Source organism: Candidatus Krumholzibacteriia bacterium (assembly GCA_029865265.1).
Lineage (GTDB): Bacteria > Krumholzibacteriota > Krumholzibacteriia > WVZY01 > JAKEHA01 > JAKEHA01.
On record JAOUHG010000021.1, the window covers coordinates 1 to 14,872 of the forward strand.

Annotated in this window: 13 protein-coding genes; 2 read left to right on the plus strand and 11 right to left on the minus strand. The window is 66.4% G+C overall.

What is annotated here, in order from left to right; translation table 11 throughout:
* Positions 1-4 precede the first annotated feature (4 nt).
* A complete protein-coding gene (locus OEX18_10205) occupies positions 5-586 on the minus strand; it encodes a VTT domain-containing protein (GenBank protein ID MDH4337631.1) in 582 nt (193 codons plus the stop codon).
* A 117-nt stretch (positions 587-703) separates the two neighbouring features.
* Here OEX18_10205 and OEX18_10210 point away from each other — a divergent pair, with 117 nt between their 5' ends.
* Positions 704-1,864 carry a serine/threonine-protein phosphatase gene (locus tag OEX18_10210; GenBank protein ID MDH4337632.1) on the plus strand — a complete coding sequence of 387 codons (1,161 nt, stop codon included), beginning with the start codon at positions 704-706 and terminating at the stop codon, positions 1,862-1,864.
* Positions 1,865-1,993: 129 nt separating this feature from the next.
* On the opposite strand, the gene OEX18_10215 is transcribed toward OEX18_10210, so the two are convergent.
* Both OEX18_10215 and OEX18_10220 read right to left on the minus strand, forming a co-directional pair.
* Complete coding sequence (locus OEX18_10215) at positions 1,994-3,493, minus strand: T9SS type A sorting domain-containing protein (protein ID MDH4337633.1); 1,500 nt, start codon at positions 3,491-3,493, stop codon at positions 1,994-1,996.
* Positions 3,494-3,814: 321 nt separating this feature from the next.
* Positions 3,815-5,026, minus strand: coding sequence for a hypothetical protein (locus tag OEX18_10220; GenBank protein ID MDH4337634.1), 1,212 nt, complete (start codon positions 5,024-5,026; stop codon positions 3,815-3,817).
* Positions 5,027-5,422: 396 nt separating this feature from the next.
* On the opposite strand from OEX18_10220, the gene OEX18_10225 reads away from it, so the two are divergent.
* Positions 5,423-6,982, plus strand: coding sequence for a GMC family oxidoreductase (locus tag OEX18_10225; protein ID MDH4337635.1), 1,560 nt, complete (start codon positions 5,423-5,425; stop codon positions 6,980-6,982).
* Between the two features lie 5 nt (positions 6,983-6,987).
* On the opposite strand, the gene nrfD is transcribed toward OEX18_10225, so the two are convergent.
* The 8 genes from nrfD to OEX18_10265 all read right to left on the minus strand — a co-directional run bounded on the left by nrfD (position 6,988) and on the right by OEX18_10265 (position 14,871).
* Positions 6,988-8,193 (minus strand): polysulfide reductase NrfD, encoded by a 1,206-nt coding sequence (nrfD, locus tag OEX18_10230; GenBank protein MDH4337636.1) that lies wholly within the window; start codon positions 8,191-8,193, stop codon positions 6,988-6,990.
* Positions 8,193-9,002: a 4Fe-4S dicluster domain-containing protein gene (locus tag OEX18_10235; protein MDH4337637.1), complete on the minus strand. Its 810-nt coding sequence runs from the start codon at positions 9,000-9,002 to the stop codon at positions 8,193-8,195. The genes nrfD and OEX18_10235 overlap by 1 nt, the downstream gene beginning before the upstream one ends.
* Positions 8,999-9,778 (minus strand): hypothetical protein, encoded by a 780-nt coding sequence (locus OEX18_10240; protein MDH4337638.1) that lies wholly within the window; start codon positions 9,776-9,778, stop codon positions 8,999-9,001. The genes OEX18_10235 and OEX18_10240 overlap by 4 nt, the downstream gene beginning before the upstream one ends.
* A 111-nt stretch (positions 9,779-9,889) precedes the next feature.
* Positions 9,890-10,108, minus strand: a complete 219-nt coding sequence (locus OEX18_10245; GenBank protein ID MDH4337639.1) for a hypothetical protein — start codon at positions 10,106-10,108, stop codon at positions 9,890-9,892.
* Positions 10,109-10,127: 19 nt separating this feature from the next.
* Entirely contained in the window at positions 10,128-10,730 is a 603-nt protein-coding gene (locus OEX18_10250) for a nucleotidyltransferase family protein (protein ID MDH4337640.1), read from the minus strand.
* Positions 10,727-11,629, minus strand: a complete 903-nt coding sequence (locus OEX18_10255; protein ID MDH4337641.1) for an XdhC family protein — start codon at positions 11,627-11,629, stop codon at positions 10,727-10,729. The genes OEX18_10250 and OEX18_10255 overlap by 4 nt, the downstream gene beginning before the upstream one ends.
* The gene (locus OEX18_10260; protein ID MDH4337642.1) at positions 11,607-12,548 is read right to left on the minus strand and encodes an FAD binding domain-containing protein; all 942 of its coding nucleotides are present in this window, start codon (positions 12,546-12,548) and stop codon (positions 11,607-11,609) included. Before OEX18_10260 ends, OEX18_10255 begins: the two co-directional genes overlap by 23 nt.
* Complete coding sequence (locus OEX18_10265) at positions 12,526-14,871, minus strand: molybdopterin-dependent oxidoreductase (GenBank protein MDH4337643.1); 2,346 nt, start codon at positions 14,869-14,871, stop codon at positions 12,526-12,528. Before OEX18_10265 ends, OEX18_10260 begins: the two co-directional genes overlap by 23 nt.
* Between the last annotated feature and the right edge of the window lies 1 nt (position 14,872).

A 14,872-nucleotide genomic window follows, 5' to 3' on the forward strand; every position in this document is an offset into this window, starting at 1 on the left:
CTTCTCAGCGCGAAATGATGCCCGCGCCGAGCAGGGCATAAATGACCGACCCGGGTATCGACCCGAGGAAGACGCTCAGCAGATGGACGCGCAGGGGAACACCGTACACGCCCGCCAGCGCGGTGGCCAGGCTTCCGCCGGCCCAGGGGAGCATGCGCAGGATGACCAGCGACATTAGGTCCGTGCGCGCAAAGCGACGCGCCCAGGCGGGCATCGCACTCACCCGCTTCTGAATGCCCACCTCTCGCTCGCCCCTGCGAAACACGTAATACATTCCGGTGCCACCCGCGAGTCCGGCGCCAAGGTTCAACGCCACCGCGAGTGCCAGCGGAAAGAGCATACCGTTTACCACCGGAATCACGCTGGACCCCATCGGGGTCGCGATGGTCATCGTCTGCAATGTCAGCGCGGCCAGGGGAGCCATGACGCCGAACGCACGCACGGCGCCGGCCGGGTCGCTCTGGGAGTTCATCCACAGCCTGCCGGCGATGCCCACTGCTCCCACCGCGACGAGTGTCCAGAAGAACGAGGAACGGACGGTCTGCGATAACGCGCTCCGGAGCGTTCGTTCTGCAGGCCGCTTCATGCCACGATTCTGAAGGGGGCGGGCCTCGTGGTCAAGCCTGGCACAACGAGATGCTCCTTGTCGGCCCGGCCGTGATGGCGAATAATGAGCCTTCCATCCGCAGGAGGTTCACCCGACGTGTCCACAGTCCCGCCGCAAGAGATCCGTACGCCCGACGCCGGCTCCCGCTGGACGCGCGGACCGCGTCACCTCGGGCGCTTCTGGCGGCGCCTCTCCGATGGGCTCGAAGTCCAGCAACTGTGGGATCAGTTCCGCTCCGAGGCCCGCACCAGCTACGAACTCTACCGGTTGGACGTCGACGAAGAAGACCTGGGGAAGATCCGTGGCGTGCGCGGGTGGACGCGGGTGGCGCGGGCATGGTTCTGGGCCATCGCGATGAAACTCTCGCCGGCACGTCGGGTACTGCTGGTGCTGGCGCTTTTCTTCGGCGTGTTCGGGCAGTGGCACTTTGCGTTTCGTGACGCGGAACTCGATCTCAACTTCCGCAGCCTCGGGTTCCTGCTGCTCCTCGTCGTGCTCGTGCTCGAGCTGGCGGATCGGGTGACCATGAAGCGCGATCTCCAGATCGCGCGTGAGATCCAGCGCTGGCTGGTCCCCAACGAGGCGCCGCGCGTGGCCGGCATCGACATCAGCTTCACCACCCGCCCGGCCAACACCGTGTCCGGCGACTACTACGACGCGTTCCTGCTGGACGAACAGAGCAACAGATTGCTCCTCGTGGTGGCGGATGTCGCCGGGAAGAGCGTGCCGGCGGCCCTGCTGATGGCGTCGTTCCACGCGTGCCTGCACTCCTGCGCGCGCGACTGCCACGGGCCACCGTCACTCGCCGTGCGCCTCAACGAATTCGCCTGCACGCGCAGCCTGGGCGGACAACGGTTCACGACGGCGTTTCTGGCCGAGCTCGATCTCACCACGCGCGTGCTCCACTACGTCAACGCGGGGCACAACCAGCCGGTGCTCCGGCACCCGGAAGGCAGCACGGAGCGGCTGGAGCGCGGCGGGATGCCCTTCGGCATCGACCCGGGGCAGCACTACGCGTCCGGCACCGTGACCCTGGCACCGGGTGAACTTCTGTTTGTCTTCTCCGACGGGCTCGCGGAGGCGGTCGACGCGGGCGACCACGAGTTCGGCGACGCGCGCGTGGTGGATGCGGTGCGCGCGTTGGACAACACGCACGCGGCGGCGGCCATCGGTTCGTTGCTGGACCAGGTCGACCGGTTCGTCGGCGGCACCCGCCAGAGCGACGACATCACCTGCCTCGCCCTGCGCGTCGAGTAGACGCCGGTGCGTTCGCGCGGGAGGCTGTCTTGAAGTAGAGACCGAAACTCCCCCGGAGAACCCTCCGGGGGAGTTCGTTTGTGGACCGAAGGCGGATGCCTTCGAATCCATCTTGCCCTCAGGATCGAATCACCGCGTCAGCACGGCCTTGCGAACCAGCGTCTGCTTGCCCGTGGTCAGGCGGACGAAGTAGATGCCCGATGCCACCGAGGTGCCCGAGGCATCGGTCCCATCCCACGTGGCCGCGTGGACGCCGCCAGGAAGCTCCTCGTCCACGAGACGCCTGACCAGGCGGCCGCTGACGTCGTAGACGGCCAATCGCACCGGCGCCGGCGCGTTGAGCGTGAACTCGATGCGTGTGGCCGGGTTGAACGGGTTGGGAGCAATCGACAGCGCCACATCGCGGCGGATCGGCGGGGTATCCGGCGTGAGCATCGGATCACCCGGGTCCTTGTAGACCGGGCGGACATAACCGTCGCTCAGTGTGTTGAGGAAAGCCACGAGCGCGTCGATTTCGCGCTCGCGCAACCCCGCGTTTCCGAAGTCGGTGAGGTTCACGTTGGTGGGTACTTCCGGTTCCAGCCGGTGGCCCACGTTTGCATTGGCGCAGAACTCCACCATCCCCCGCAGCGACTTGAAGAGGCCGTTGTGTCCATAGGGGGCGGTGAGTGCCACGTTGCGCAGCGTGGGCACCTTCATCTTGCCCATCAGTTCCGGAGCATTGAGTACGGCGCCCAGGCCGCCGTCAACCCACGCTTCGCCGGCCGGGTTCAGCCGTGGCGGAAGGCTGTAGTACGGATTGTACGGGTTCCTTGGAACGCCGACGTTGTGGTAGCTGAAGTCCGTGAACAGGGGGGGAGATCCTCCTGCGCCGGGAGCGCTCGGATGGCAGCCGCTGCAACCGCCCTTGCCCTCGAATAGCGCGAGGCCCGCCGCTTCGCGACGGCCCAGGGGAGCGGTTCCTTTCAGGTAGTGGTCGTACTTGGAACTGAACGGATTGAGTTCCTTGCTGTGCTCGTACGCCGCGATGGCGTTGGTGATCATCCCGTACGCCGCCTCTGCGTCGTTGAAGCAATCGTCACCGTAGACCTCTTTGAACAGATTGGCGTACGAAGACATGCTCACTTTCTGAACCACGTTGATCAAACTGTAGTTGTTCATTTCCAGCGGATTGACGAAGGGATGCCTCGCCTGCTCCGGCAGGGTTGCGGCGCGGCCGTCCCAGAACTGCCCGCCGACGAAGCTGCCGCTGGCGGCGTCGTAGTGAAACGCCGGGCTGTGACTGCAATATGCCACCGTGGGTGCGTTACGATTTCCGCATACGTCGTTGACGGCGCCCGTGGAAACGGGGTTGATTCTGTTGGGGTCCGCGAACCCCGTTGCGGGGCTATGGCAACTGGCACAAGACCGTCCGGTCGGATAACTGAGGTTGGTGTCAAAGAAGAGCAGCTTGCCGAGCTCCTCCGTGGTTGGGCAATAAGCACCGTCCGGGCTGGCGCGAGTTGCGTCGACGAGAGGCAGCGTGCCGGGCTGCTCTTTCGTCAGTGCGGTCGGTGTGCTGATGGCGCCCGCAATGAACAGGCATAGCAGGCAGACCAGTGCCACCGAAACGTACCGTATCGCGTGCATGACAAACTCCTTTCTGCCCTTTTCACGACGATTGTCCACTCCGCGGCAGACTGCAATCATGCACGTGCATCATTTTGACTGTTGACTGTTCAAACGGTCCTCTGCGCATCGCGGGTGGCGTGTCGTGGACACCGGGAGTTGTTGCGAGCAGGCGGGAACGGAAGAGGATATACGATTCTTTCAGCCAGACCCTCGCCGCTTCCGCGGCGGTGCTGGTGCATTGCGGTGCTGAAACGCCGGAGGATCTCGCATCCGGCGCATCGCGCCCATTCTGGGTGCATCCGGCGCGGGGGCGCAATGATGCAACCGTATCATTCGGCCCTAGCGGGAGATGACGAACGTCCCGTCGGCCCCGGCGGCGTGCGCCGGACCGCGGCCTACGATGACGATGCAATCACTCGTCGTGAAGGGCGTGCCGTCCCAGAGCTCTCCCGAGAGTGCCAGCACGCGGGAATCGCCCGCGCTCACAGGTCCCAGCGCGGCCACGATCTCGCTGGTCTCAAAATGCAGTACCAGGTCGGCCAGTCCGTCCGCCCCGTCCACGGGACACGCGCAGCCGCCGTCTTCGCCGGGTCCGGAGACATCGTCGGAGTGGCTGCGCAGCGGCGCCACGCCGGCCAGACGCAGCGTCGACACGTCCACGTCGTCCACCGGTGTGATGCCCGTGCCCAGCAGGGCCACGGGAAGGACGCCCATCGACTTTGGATTGAGCGGATTGCGGCACGAGCCGGGCTTGATGTCGAGTGCAAGCGACACCGGTGTGTACTCGTAGGTGAAGTTGTCGATCACGAACACCCGGGCGGCGGTGTTGCCCCCCACAATGATCTTCGACACCGGCTGTTCCGACGCGGCCGAGATGACGAGCCGCGAGCGGTCGTCACCGGGAAAACCACAGGTCCCGTCCCGGGTCAGTGCACGCTGGGTGATGGTTGCACTGGTCCCGTCGGGGTGGATCAGCGTGAGGAGCACGGTGGCGTTGACGCCGATCTGCACCTCGACCGAAACCGCGCACGGCGGCGCAAGCGGCTGCGGGAAGTTGGCGTGGATGGGAAAGCCCGACAGCCCGACGGTGGTGCCCACGCCCGACGCCAGCTTCTGATCGGCGTTCGCGGGGTCGACGCACGCGCTGGTGCTGGAGTTCTTCACGAGTCCCACGACCGCGTTTGGATACTGCGTGGATGACGCGGTGAACACGACACCGGTTGCGGCATCGACGTATGGATTGATCACCATCGATCCGGCGAAGCCCAGCGAGGGCGTTTCGAAGTCGATAACCCGGGTCACCACCGCGGCCGCATCCGGCGCCGCCGCAGCGCCGACGGATGACCCGGTAGCAACCTCGCGGTCATCGGCATTGCTGTTCCCGTCGATGATGGCGTTCCAGTCGTAGTCGACATGGCGCCCCCGCTCATCGCTGGCGCTGGTGGTGGCATTGGTGAGGAGGGAAGCACCCGACGGGGTGTCAGACGCGGGTTGCTGCTGACAGGCGGCGGCGATCAACAAAAGGGCGGTCGGCGCAAGCAGGTAACGCATGATACGAACCTCCAGTCTCGCTCCTGGAACGCGCGAAGGATGCGTGAATCAAGGAGCAGTCACGTTCACGCGGTCGGCGGGTCAGTATTCTAGCCCGGATGACTGGATGATGCAAGTCCCGCCGGACCGGCGGTCCGCGGTGTAGTCGCCACGGACACCCTGGGGAAGGAGCGCGGCTGTCCCCGGGGAGGAGTGGGGCTTGAGGGGAAGCGAGCAGGGGGGTTGAACCGAGCAGCGTCCGGGCGGCCACGCCGGAGTTGACTGTCAGCTCGTTCGCTTTGAACGCACCCTGGCACGTCGTTTCCCGTGTTGGCAATTGCCGTTGCGCACCGGGACGTTCTATTCTGCGGGTGACACGGTGTGTGAACCGGTTGCATGCACGCGATAGTTGGTTCAATGACCTTCTCTACAACACCCTCGGACATGTTCGATCCCGCGGGAGACACCACTCTGCGGACGAACGTGTGCGTCATCGGTTCCGGTTTCTGCGGGGCCATCATTGCGGTCGAACTGGCCACGGCCGGTATCGACGTCCTCCTGCTGGAGGCCGGCTCGGAGGCGCCCGACCACCGCCTCGACGCCATGCTGGACCGCGTGGATGTGTCCGGTGGCACCGAGCTTCATTTTGGGTTTGCGCGGCAGCTCGGCGGCGCAAGCAATTTGTGGGCGGGGAGGCTGGCCGCGCTGGATCCGATCGACTTTGAGCAGCGGGCATGGGTTCCTCACAGCGGTTGGCCTCTGTCCATGCAGGACCTCGAGCCCTGGTACCGCCGCGCGGGAGAGATCCTCGGACTCCAGGATTCGGGTCTCCTGGCGGCACCGGGCCACACGCGCCCGCGCTTCCTGTCCGCCGGAGCAATCGAGTTCAAATTGTTCCAGTGGGCGAACCGGCACTTCAATGCGGCCGACTACCTGAGAGAGGCCGCGCGCAGGATGGACCGGTTGCGCGTTATGATGAACGCGCCCGTCGTGCGTCTGTGCGAGCGGGGCGACGCGGGATCGGTGGAGACCGCCGAGGTCGCGCTGCCGAATGGAAAGATCGTCCGCGTGCACGCGCGGCGTTTCGTGGTCGCCGCCGGCGGCATCCAGACGCCGCGTCTGCTGCTCAACTCGACGGCGGTGCGTCCCGCCGGCATCGGCGGCGACGCCGTCGGCCGCTATCTCTCCACCCACCCCAAGGCCAACATGGCCACGGTGATCCTCATGAAGCGTGTTTCGACCCGCCACCCGCTCTTCTCGGACCAGCCGTCCAATGGGGGCACCGCCCGCTGCGGGGTGGGCTTCACCGCGGCCGCCCAGCGCGAGCACCGGCTGCTCAACCACTACGTCCAGGTCCTGCCGTTCGCGGAGTATCGCGCCAACAAACTCTTCGACGCCTGGCGCGGATCACACGCGTTCAATTCTCCCCTGATCGATCGCTCGCCGTTGATCAGCGGTTTCATCCCGGGGGCAGGGAAGATTGCATTTGAGATGATGGGCCGGCTGGGCGGTATGCAACGCCGCGCACGCAAATTCATCCTGCGCGCGTTTCTGGATCAGTATCCCAACCCGAACAACCGCGTCACGCTTTCCGGCAGGCGGGACGCATTCGGGATGCCGCTGGCCGACGTGACGTGGACCTTCTCGCCGGAGGATCGTGCCTCCGTCATCGCATTCTTCGAGCTGCTGGAGCGGGAGATGCGGGCGGACGATGTCGCGCGCATGGACTACGGCCGCCTGCGCACCGCGCAGGCGTGGCCCCTGATTGGAATTCACTCGCACTTCATGGGGACGACGCGGATGGGCGACGACCCGCGCACATCGGTCACCGACCGCGACTGCCGGATCCACGGGTGCGACAACGTGTTCGTTGCCGGCCCGTCGCTGTTCCCGGCCTACGGCTACGCCAACCCGGTGTACACCATCGCCGCGCTGTCGCTGCGCCTGGCGGAGCACCTCAAGACGCGACTCCCGTAACCCCGTCAGGTGGCTGCGGGCGTCACCGGCGCCGGATGCTCCGGGTTGCGTGCTTCCGGCCACGGGGGCAGGATGCGCAGCAACACGGCGAGGATCAGCAACGGAAGCACGAGCATCGCGATGGCCGTGAGCAGACCCTCGATGCCCAGAATGGACATCTTGTAGGTGGTGAGTCCGCGCAGGCTCTTGGAGAAGAGCTGTCCGCCGATCACCACGTTCCAGCGCGTGGAGAAGATGCCCACCTGAACCAGGATTGCGGAAAGGAAGTACAGGGTCCGCCGCAATTCGGCGGGGAAGCGGAACAGCTTCACCACCACGATGGCGATCAGTGGCACCACCATGCCCATCAGCAACTGGATCACCACCAGGCTCACGAAGAGGCGCCCTTCCACCAGCTGGCCCAGAATTTCAATGGACTCCTCGGACTCGTAGATGCGGTGGACGAAGTCCAGGATCTCCAGCGAGAAGTCCACGATCATTGCGTAGAAGAGGTAGCTCGCCAGACGGTCCAGGCACGACATGTCGATCTGGGAGCCGCGCATGGGGGTGACGATCATGTAGATCAGCAGCACCAGCGCGATGCCCGACACGATGGCGGAGAACAGAAACACGATGGGCATGAGCACGCTGGACCACCAGGGATTTGCCTTCACCGACCCGAAGATGAAGCCCACGTAGCCGTGCAGCAGGAATGCCGACGGGATGCCGATGATAGTGATGGCCTGCACGGCGCGGCGGTCGAAACGGATTGCCCTGTCGGAGACGTCGAAGGAGAACAGCGATATCACGCGGTGCACGAACTTCGTGAAGCCGCGCTCCTTTCGCGCCCACAGGATGAGATCCCTGCGGTAGTCGAACCACATCTCCAGCAGCAACACCGCCATCAGGTACCACGCGTACACGAAACCGAACATGGCCATGGCGGAGCGTGTGTTCGGCGTGAGGAAGATCTCGAACGACTTCTCCGGGTGTCCCAGGTGGGCCAGCAGCGGCAGGGGCGCCACCAGCAGGAACGCCAGGGCGGTGAGCATCGCCAGCCGGTACACGGGCTGCAGTTCCTTCACCTTGAACACCTTGACCAGCGAGGCCAGGATGAAGGCGCCCGCCACCAGCCCGGTGACGTACGGATAAACCACCACCAGAATGCTCCAGTGGAGTTCGATCTCGTTGGGGTAGATGAACCCCTGAATGTCGTTGAACGAAGTACCCACTAGTTCACCTCACCGTCCAGGTTGGCGTAGAACACCTTGGGTTCCGTGTTGAGGTACGGCTTGAGGATCCCGATGCGGTTCATGCGCAGGAAGCGCTGCAGCGGGCTGGGCTTCTTTCGCACCTCGCCGAACACGCGCGCCTGGGTGGGACACGCCTCCACGCAGGCCGGCAGCAGCCCCTGGGTGATGCGGTGGTAGCAGAAGGTGCACTTCTCGGCGGTCTTGGTTTCCGGGTGCAGGAAGCGGGCGCCGTACGGGCACGCCTGGATGCAGTAGCGGCAGCCGATGCAGTAGGAACTGTCCACCAGCACCACGCCGTCGGGCGACTTGTAGGTGGCGCCCACCGGGCACACCTGCACGCACGGCGGATTGTCGCAATGATTGCACAGCTTGGGCACGAAGAACGTCCGCAGCGGATTGGGAACCTCGCCGTCGTCGGTGAAGCCGTTGATGGCGCCGTCGGGGCTGTCAACCACCGTCTCGCCTTCGGCCGTGATCCGGTAGCGCTCCACCCAGGTGCGGAAGTACGCGGATTCGCGCGGTACATTGTTCTCCGTCTTGCACGCCTCCACGCAGCGCCCGCACCCGATGCACTTGCTGGTGTCGATGCCCATGCCCCAGTAGTGCTCGCCGGGCTTGTAGCCGTTGGCCAGCACCCACACCGGCGCTTCTTCCATCTCCTTGCTCGCCACCAGGGTGCGGGGAACCAGCAGCGCGGCGATGGTGCACAGCGCCTTCTTGATGAAGTCGCGCCGCGGGAGTTCCTGGTTTTCGGGCGTCTGGCTGGTCGTGATCTGTACGTCGTTCATCGGCGGGCCTCCGGATGATGCGGGTAGTGGCACTGCCAGCACACGTAAGGTTGGCCGTGTGTCTCGAGGTCGACGCGTGGTATCTCGGCACTGCTGTCCGCGTTGGTATCATGGCAGCCGCCGCAGAACTCACGCGCGGAAGGTTTTCCGGGCAGATACTGGCGCGGGCTCACCCGGTGCTCCTCGGGTGCGTCGTGACAATCCGTGCACTCCAGGTACACGTGTGGCGACGACTCCTTGCTGCGCGCGATGGAGGCGTGGCACGCGTTGCACTCCTTGGGCGTCTCCGGCGGCACCGGATCGTGCGGGTCGTGGCACGTGATGCAAGGCTTGAGCGGGTTGTGCGAGACGGAGACGATCTGCGGAAAGCCCGTGGGCCGCGACTGCAGGTACTCGTGGCAGATGGGGCAGTAGCCACGATCGCGCGGTGCGGGCGGAACGCCGGAATCGGGGTCGTTGGCGTGGACCAACGCCGCGCCGTGGCAGATTTCGCACGCGAGGTCCTCGTGGTAACCCTGGGCCTTGGTGTCGACGACGTCGTCGTGACAGTCGTTGCACAGCGCGCGGCCCGCGTAGACCAGCGGGACGGCGGCCGCGTCATCGAGCGCCGATGCGCGGTAGTGTCCCATCCTGCCGAAGTCCGCCGGCACCAGCAGGCGCTTGACCGGCGCGAACACTACGATGATGACGGCCAGGACGACCGCAAGCCGTTTGACCTGTTCGGGCAATCCCTTCCACAGACCGACGAGCCTCGATACCCAATCTTCCGCCGGCATGATCGGCGCCTTTCCTGCGGCCTTTCCGGAGATGAAACCGCAGCGGCTCCCCGCTGTCAATGTGGAATTGTGGATCGTCTACTCCGCTGTTCTCGCCGGGGCGGGAAGTATTCACCGCGTGGCCCGGGGAGCCGGACTCATTCCGTCCACCAGCTGACTGAACAGGGGGGTACGCCTTTGGTCCCCCTTGCCCGCGTGCACGCCAGCCGGAAGGTCCTCGTTCACCAGGCTCCGCACCAGCCGGCCGGTGACGTCGTAGACGGCCATTCGCACCGTCGCCGGAGCCACCAGCGTGAAATTGTGGCCCTGGCCCTGCGCCTGGCCGACCACCTGATGGCCGGGGGGTTCGTCAGGGGAGGATGAACGACTCGGCGCGCGCCAGGTCTTCGGGCGTGTCGATGTCGAGATAGTTACAGGGCTCGCCGGCCTCAACCGCGGTCACCTGGTCGCGGAACCTCTCGAAAATGACGCCCCCGCCAGCGCCGTCGCCGAGCGCGAGGAAGTCGTCGAAGCGTTCGGCGGGAATCACCCGCGGGTGGCGCCATACGCCTGCGCACAGCGGCACGGTGAGTTGCCCGGTTGCGCGATGCGCATCGAGGACCGCGTCGGTGATTGCCGGGGCCACCAGCGGCATGTCAGCCAGGAAGACAGCGGCCGCGCTGGCGTCACCGGGAAGAACGCGCAGGCCCGCCTTGAGCGAGGTGATGTGCCCGCGTACGGCGTCCGGATTGTGCACAACGGACACGCGCGCTTCGTGCGCGAAGGCGCCGCGAACCGCGGCCTCCACGCCACTACCCGCATCACCCACCACAACGACCACCGCATCCAGCGACGCCGCGAGACAATTGGCCAGTGTCCGCAGAATGACGGGTTGCCCGCCCAGCGGCCGCAGCAGCTTGTCGGACCCGAAGCGTTCACCACGCCCGGCTGCGAGCACCACGCCGATGATCACGCGCGCAACGTCCCGATGATCTCGGCCAGGATGGCCACCGCGATCTCCGCGTCGGTCTGCGCACCGATGTCGAGTCCGACCGGGGAATGAACGCTTGAGAGCGCGTTCGCGGATACGCCTTCTGCGGCCAGTGCCGCGAACATGCGGTCGCGCCGGCTGCGCGAACTCAGCACGCCGACGTAGCGGCACCCGGCGCCCAGGCAGTCGCGCAGCGCCGCGAGATCACGCTGGAAGCTGTGCGACATGAGCACCACGCACGCATCCGGCGGCGGCGAGAACCCCCGGGTTTGAATCTCGATGCCGGGCATGCTGCGGAACAGGTCCAGGAATGCGGGGCGCCAGTCCGCCAGGTGCACCACGAAATCCATGTCGGCGGCAAGCGCTGCGATACGGCGGGCGAGCGGCGTGGCGCCAAAGAGCACCAGCGGTGTCAGGGGTGCGATTCTCTCGATATGAAGGGACTCACCCGGCCGCGGCGTCCCGGTCTCCACGCGCAGGTCGCCGGTTTCGGTGTCGTGCACCAGGAATACCGCCGGCCCCGACTTCAGGTGCGCGCCCAGCTGCGCGTAGGTACGTTTGTGCGCCGGTCCGATCGGTTCCAGCAGCAGTGTCAGCGTGCCACCGCAGCCGGTGCCGCTGCCCATGAGTTCGTCCATGGCGCCGGTGGTGTCGATGGTGACGGTGAGGGGCTTTTCCGACGCACGCGCCTCGTCGGCGCGCGCGATGATCTCCTGGTCCGCGCACAGCGCGCCGAGGTTGCCGTGCACGGGTTCGATACCGCCGGGCGCGTACAGCGCCTGCTGGCCGGTCTTCTTGTAGGTGTGGCCGCTGGCGCCGATGATGGTCGCCAGAACGCCGTCTCTGGTGCGCAGGATGCTATCGAGCAGAGAGAAATTCATCGAAGATGCGCAGCAGGAAGTTTCGCGCGACGCTCTTGCGGTGCGCGGGTGGGAAGAAGAGGGTGTCCATGGGCTTGATGGCCGCGTAGACGGTGTCGGCGACGCCCTTGAGCTGGTCGCGCGCGACCTCCTGGCGGAACACCGGAATCGACGGCGCCACCGCCGTCACGGCCACCGAGACGCGCAGCGTTTCGCCGGCGCCGTCGATGCTCACCGCGACCCCCACCTCCGGGAAGTCGAACGAATCGCGGATACGTAACTTCCGGTAGCGCGAGAAGCGCTCCTTCGCCGGAACCTCCACGTGGGTGAGGATCTCACCCTTCATCTTGAAGGGGGCGATGCCGTCGTCGCTGTAGAGATCCTCCAGGCGCAGCGAGCGTGTTTCCCTGCCGCACAGCGTGACGCTGGCGCCCAGCACGATGAGCGCCGGCGCCAGGTCCGAGCACAGCGTGGCGAAGCAGCGGTTGCCCCCGCTGGCCACGCGGCACACGTCGGCGTCCTTCTTGAGACACGATCCGGTGGCCTCGCGCCAGAACGATCCGCGGTCGTAGTACCGGCAACGCGTATCCTGCAGCAGGTTTCCACCCACCGTGGCCATGCCGCGGATGATGGGTGTTGCCACCACGCCGGCAGCCTCGCGGAGCGCGGTGAGCCCGCCGATTTCGGGCGCGCGTTCCAGCTCGCACAGGCGCGTGAGCGCGCCGATGCGCACCACGTCTTTTTCGCGCGTGACGCCGGTGATGCCGTCCACGCCGGCCAGCGATACCACGGCCCCGGGTGAGAACTGCTCCCGCTTGAGTTTGGGAACCAGGTCCGAACCCCCGGCGATGACCATCGCGTGCCCGCGCGTGGCGAGCATCTCGGTTGCCTCCGCGAGCGTACGCGGCTGCAGCAGTTCAAACGGTTCGATTCTCAGCATGCTCCGGAACCTCCACCCGGACCGGTTCAGGGAAGGGGAAATCGATCACGCTGCGCGGGCCCACCCGCTGCGACTTGCGCTCCAGCGCGCGCAGCACCTTGTCGGGTGTCACCGGGATCTCGTCGAAGCGCACGCCGATGGCGTCGTACACCGCGTTCACCAGTGCGGGCGGCACCGGCAGCAGCGGACCCTGCCCAACCTCCTTGGCCCCGAAGGGCCCTTCCGCGTCGCCATCCTCTATAAGGAAGGTCTCGATCTCCGGCGTTTCCATCATGGTGGGCGTCTTGTAGTCCAAGAGCCCCGCGTTGCGCAGGAGCCCCTCGCGCGTGAACGCCATCTCCTCCATGAGCGCCTCGCCCAGTCCCATGTACACGCCGCCCTCCACCTGTCCCTCCACGTTGACGCGGCTGATACATTTCCCGATGTCGTGCGCGATCCACACCTTCACCGGGTACACGCGCCCGGTGTCGGTATCGACGCGAACCTGGATGGCGCAGGCGGTGTAGCTGTACGCGGGCGACGGTCCCACGCCCGCACCCTTGAAGTCGCCGTACTGCGGCCGCGGCGTGTAGCTGCCGGTGAAGGAGAGCATGCCCTGCGCGGTCTCCGCGTGCTTGATGGCCTCCTCCAGGCTGATCGATCGCGACGGATCGGACTTCACGAACACACGCCGCTCCGCGAAGCCCAGTTCGCCCGCTTCCGCTTCGAGGGCGCGCGCCGCGGCTTCCGCCAGCGCGTCGCGCAGCCGCTCCGCCGCCTGGCGCGCGGCGTTGCCCATCATCATGGTGACACGGCTGGAGTAGCTGCCCAGGTCGGGCGGGACCGCGTCGCTGTCGCGCAGAACCAGGCTGACTTCGCGCGGCGCGATGCCGAGCACCTCGGCCACGATCCACGCCAGCACCGTGTCCGCGCCCTGGCCGATCTCGGTGTGGCCCGAGTATGCGGAGATCTTGCCGGAGCGGTCCGCCTTGACCACCACCTCGGAGTGGGGCATCTCGTTCCAGTAAATGGGCAGTGCCGCGCCGGAGATGTAACAGCCCACCGCGATCCCGATGCCCTCGCCGAAGGGCAGGGCGCCGTGCTTCGCGGCGTAGCCGGACGCGTCGACCACCCGACGCAGGCACTCGTCGAGCGCGCACGACGTGACACGCAGGTGGTTGACCGTGGTGGAGTGTGGCGCAATCAGGTTCTGGCGGCGCAACGCGTCAGCCGGCAAGCCGAGGTCCTCGGCCACGCGGTCCAGGTGGCACTCCAGCGCAAAACGCGGTTGCGGTGTTCCATGCCCGCGCTTGGGGCCGCAGGGCGGCTTGTTGGTGTAGAAGCGCACCACCTCGGCCTTGTAGGTGCCGAAGCGGTAGGTGGTGGGCTGCAGCGCGCCGTGGTAGTACGCGGCCGCCGTGCCGAAACTGCCGTAGGCGCCACCATCCAGGAACGCCTTGAAGTGCACCGCCGCGATGCGCCCGTCGCGGATACCGGTGCGGATCCACATGAGGGACGGATGGCGGCCGCGGTGGTTGTAGAACACCTCTTCGCGCGTGAGCGTGATCTTGACCGGACGCCCGGTCATCATGGCGAACTTCGCCGCGCAGATGGTGTCGGGGAAGGGATCCAGCTTGCCGCCGAAGCCGCCGCCCACGTACGGCACCACCACCCGCAGCGCCCAGGGCGGGATGTCCAGTACCCGCGGGAGAATCTGCTGCAGGTAGTAGGGCGCCTGGTGGGAAACGTGCAGCGTCACGCGGCCGTCGGCGAAGTCGGCGAGCGTCGAATGCGTCTCCATGGGCAGGTGGGTGCTGCCCGCGTAGTAGAACATGTCCTCGCGCGTGTACTCGCTCTGCGCCAGTGCGGCGTCGACGTCGCCGAACTGCAGCGCCACCACACGGTGCGCATTGCCGGTGAACTTCTCCGACTCGTGCAGGCGTTCCGGCGCGGCGAACGCCTCTTCCACCGAGAGCATGTGCGGCAGCGGGCGGTAGGAAACGTCGATCAGTTCCAGCGCGCGCTGCGCGATGGCCTCGGTGTCGGCGCATACGGCGGCCACCGGTTCGCCCACGTAGCGCACGCGCTCCACCGCGAGCGCGGTTTCGTCCTGATGCACGGGCAGGATGCCGTAGCGCACCGGGAGGTCGGCGCCGGTCAGGACGGCGTGCACGCCCGGCAGCGCGCGCGCGCGGCTGGTGTCGATGTGCTGGATGGTGCCGTGCGCGATGGTGCTGCGCTTGAGCTTGCCGGCCAGCATGCCCGGCAGGTGCAGGTCGTCCGTGTACGTGGCGCGGCCGGAAACCTTGGCGAATGCCTCGACGCGCGGCCCGCGTCCACCCACG

What these genes read in the sequence shown, in the direction of transcription:
- OEX18_10220 (MDH4337634.1), bottom strand. Translation starts at nt 5,026, where the DNA reads ATGCGTTACCTGCTTGCGCCGACCGCCCTTTTGTTGATCGCCGCCGCC.
- OEX18_10260 (MDH4337642.1), bottom strand. Translation starts at nt 12,548, where the DNA reads ATGCTGAGAATCGAACCGTTTGAACTGCTGCAGCCGCGTACGCTCGCG.
- OEX18_10255 (MDH4337641.1), bottom strand. Translation starts at nt 11,629, where the DNA reads ATGAATTTCTCTCTGCTCGATAGCATCCTGCGCACCAGAGACGGCGTT.
- OEX18_10235 (MDH4337637.1), bottom strand. Translation starts at nt 9,002, where the DNA reads ATGAACGACGTACAGATCACGACCAGCCAGACGCCCGAAAACCAGGAA.
- OEX18_10205 (MDH4337631.1), bottom strand. Translation starts at nt 586, where the DNA reads ATGAAGCGGCCTGCAGAACGAACGCTCCGGAGCGCGTTATCGCAGACC.
- OEX18_10215 (MDH4337633.1), bottom strand. Translation starts at nt 3,493, where the DNA reads ATGCACGCGATACGGTACGTTTCGGTGGCACTGGTCTGCCTGCTATGC.
- OEX18_10240 (MDH4337638.1), bottom strand. Translation starts at nt 9,778, where the DNA reads ATGCCGGCGGAAGATTGGGTATCGAGGCTCGTCGGTCTGTGGAAGGGA.
- OEX18_10225 (MDH4337635.1), top strand. Translation starts at nt 5,423, where the DNA reads ATGACCTTCTCTACAACACCCTCGGACATGTTCGATCCCGCGGGAGAC.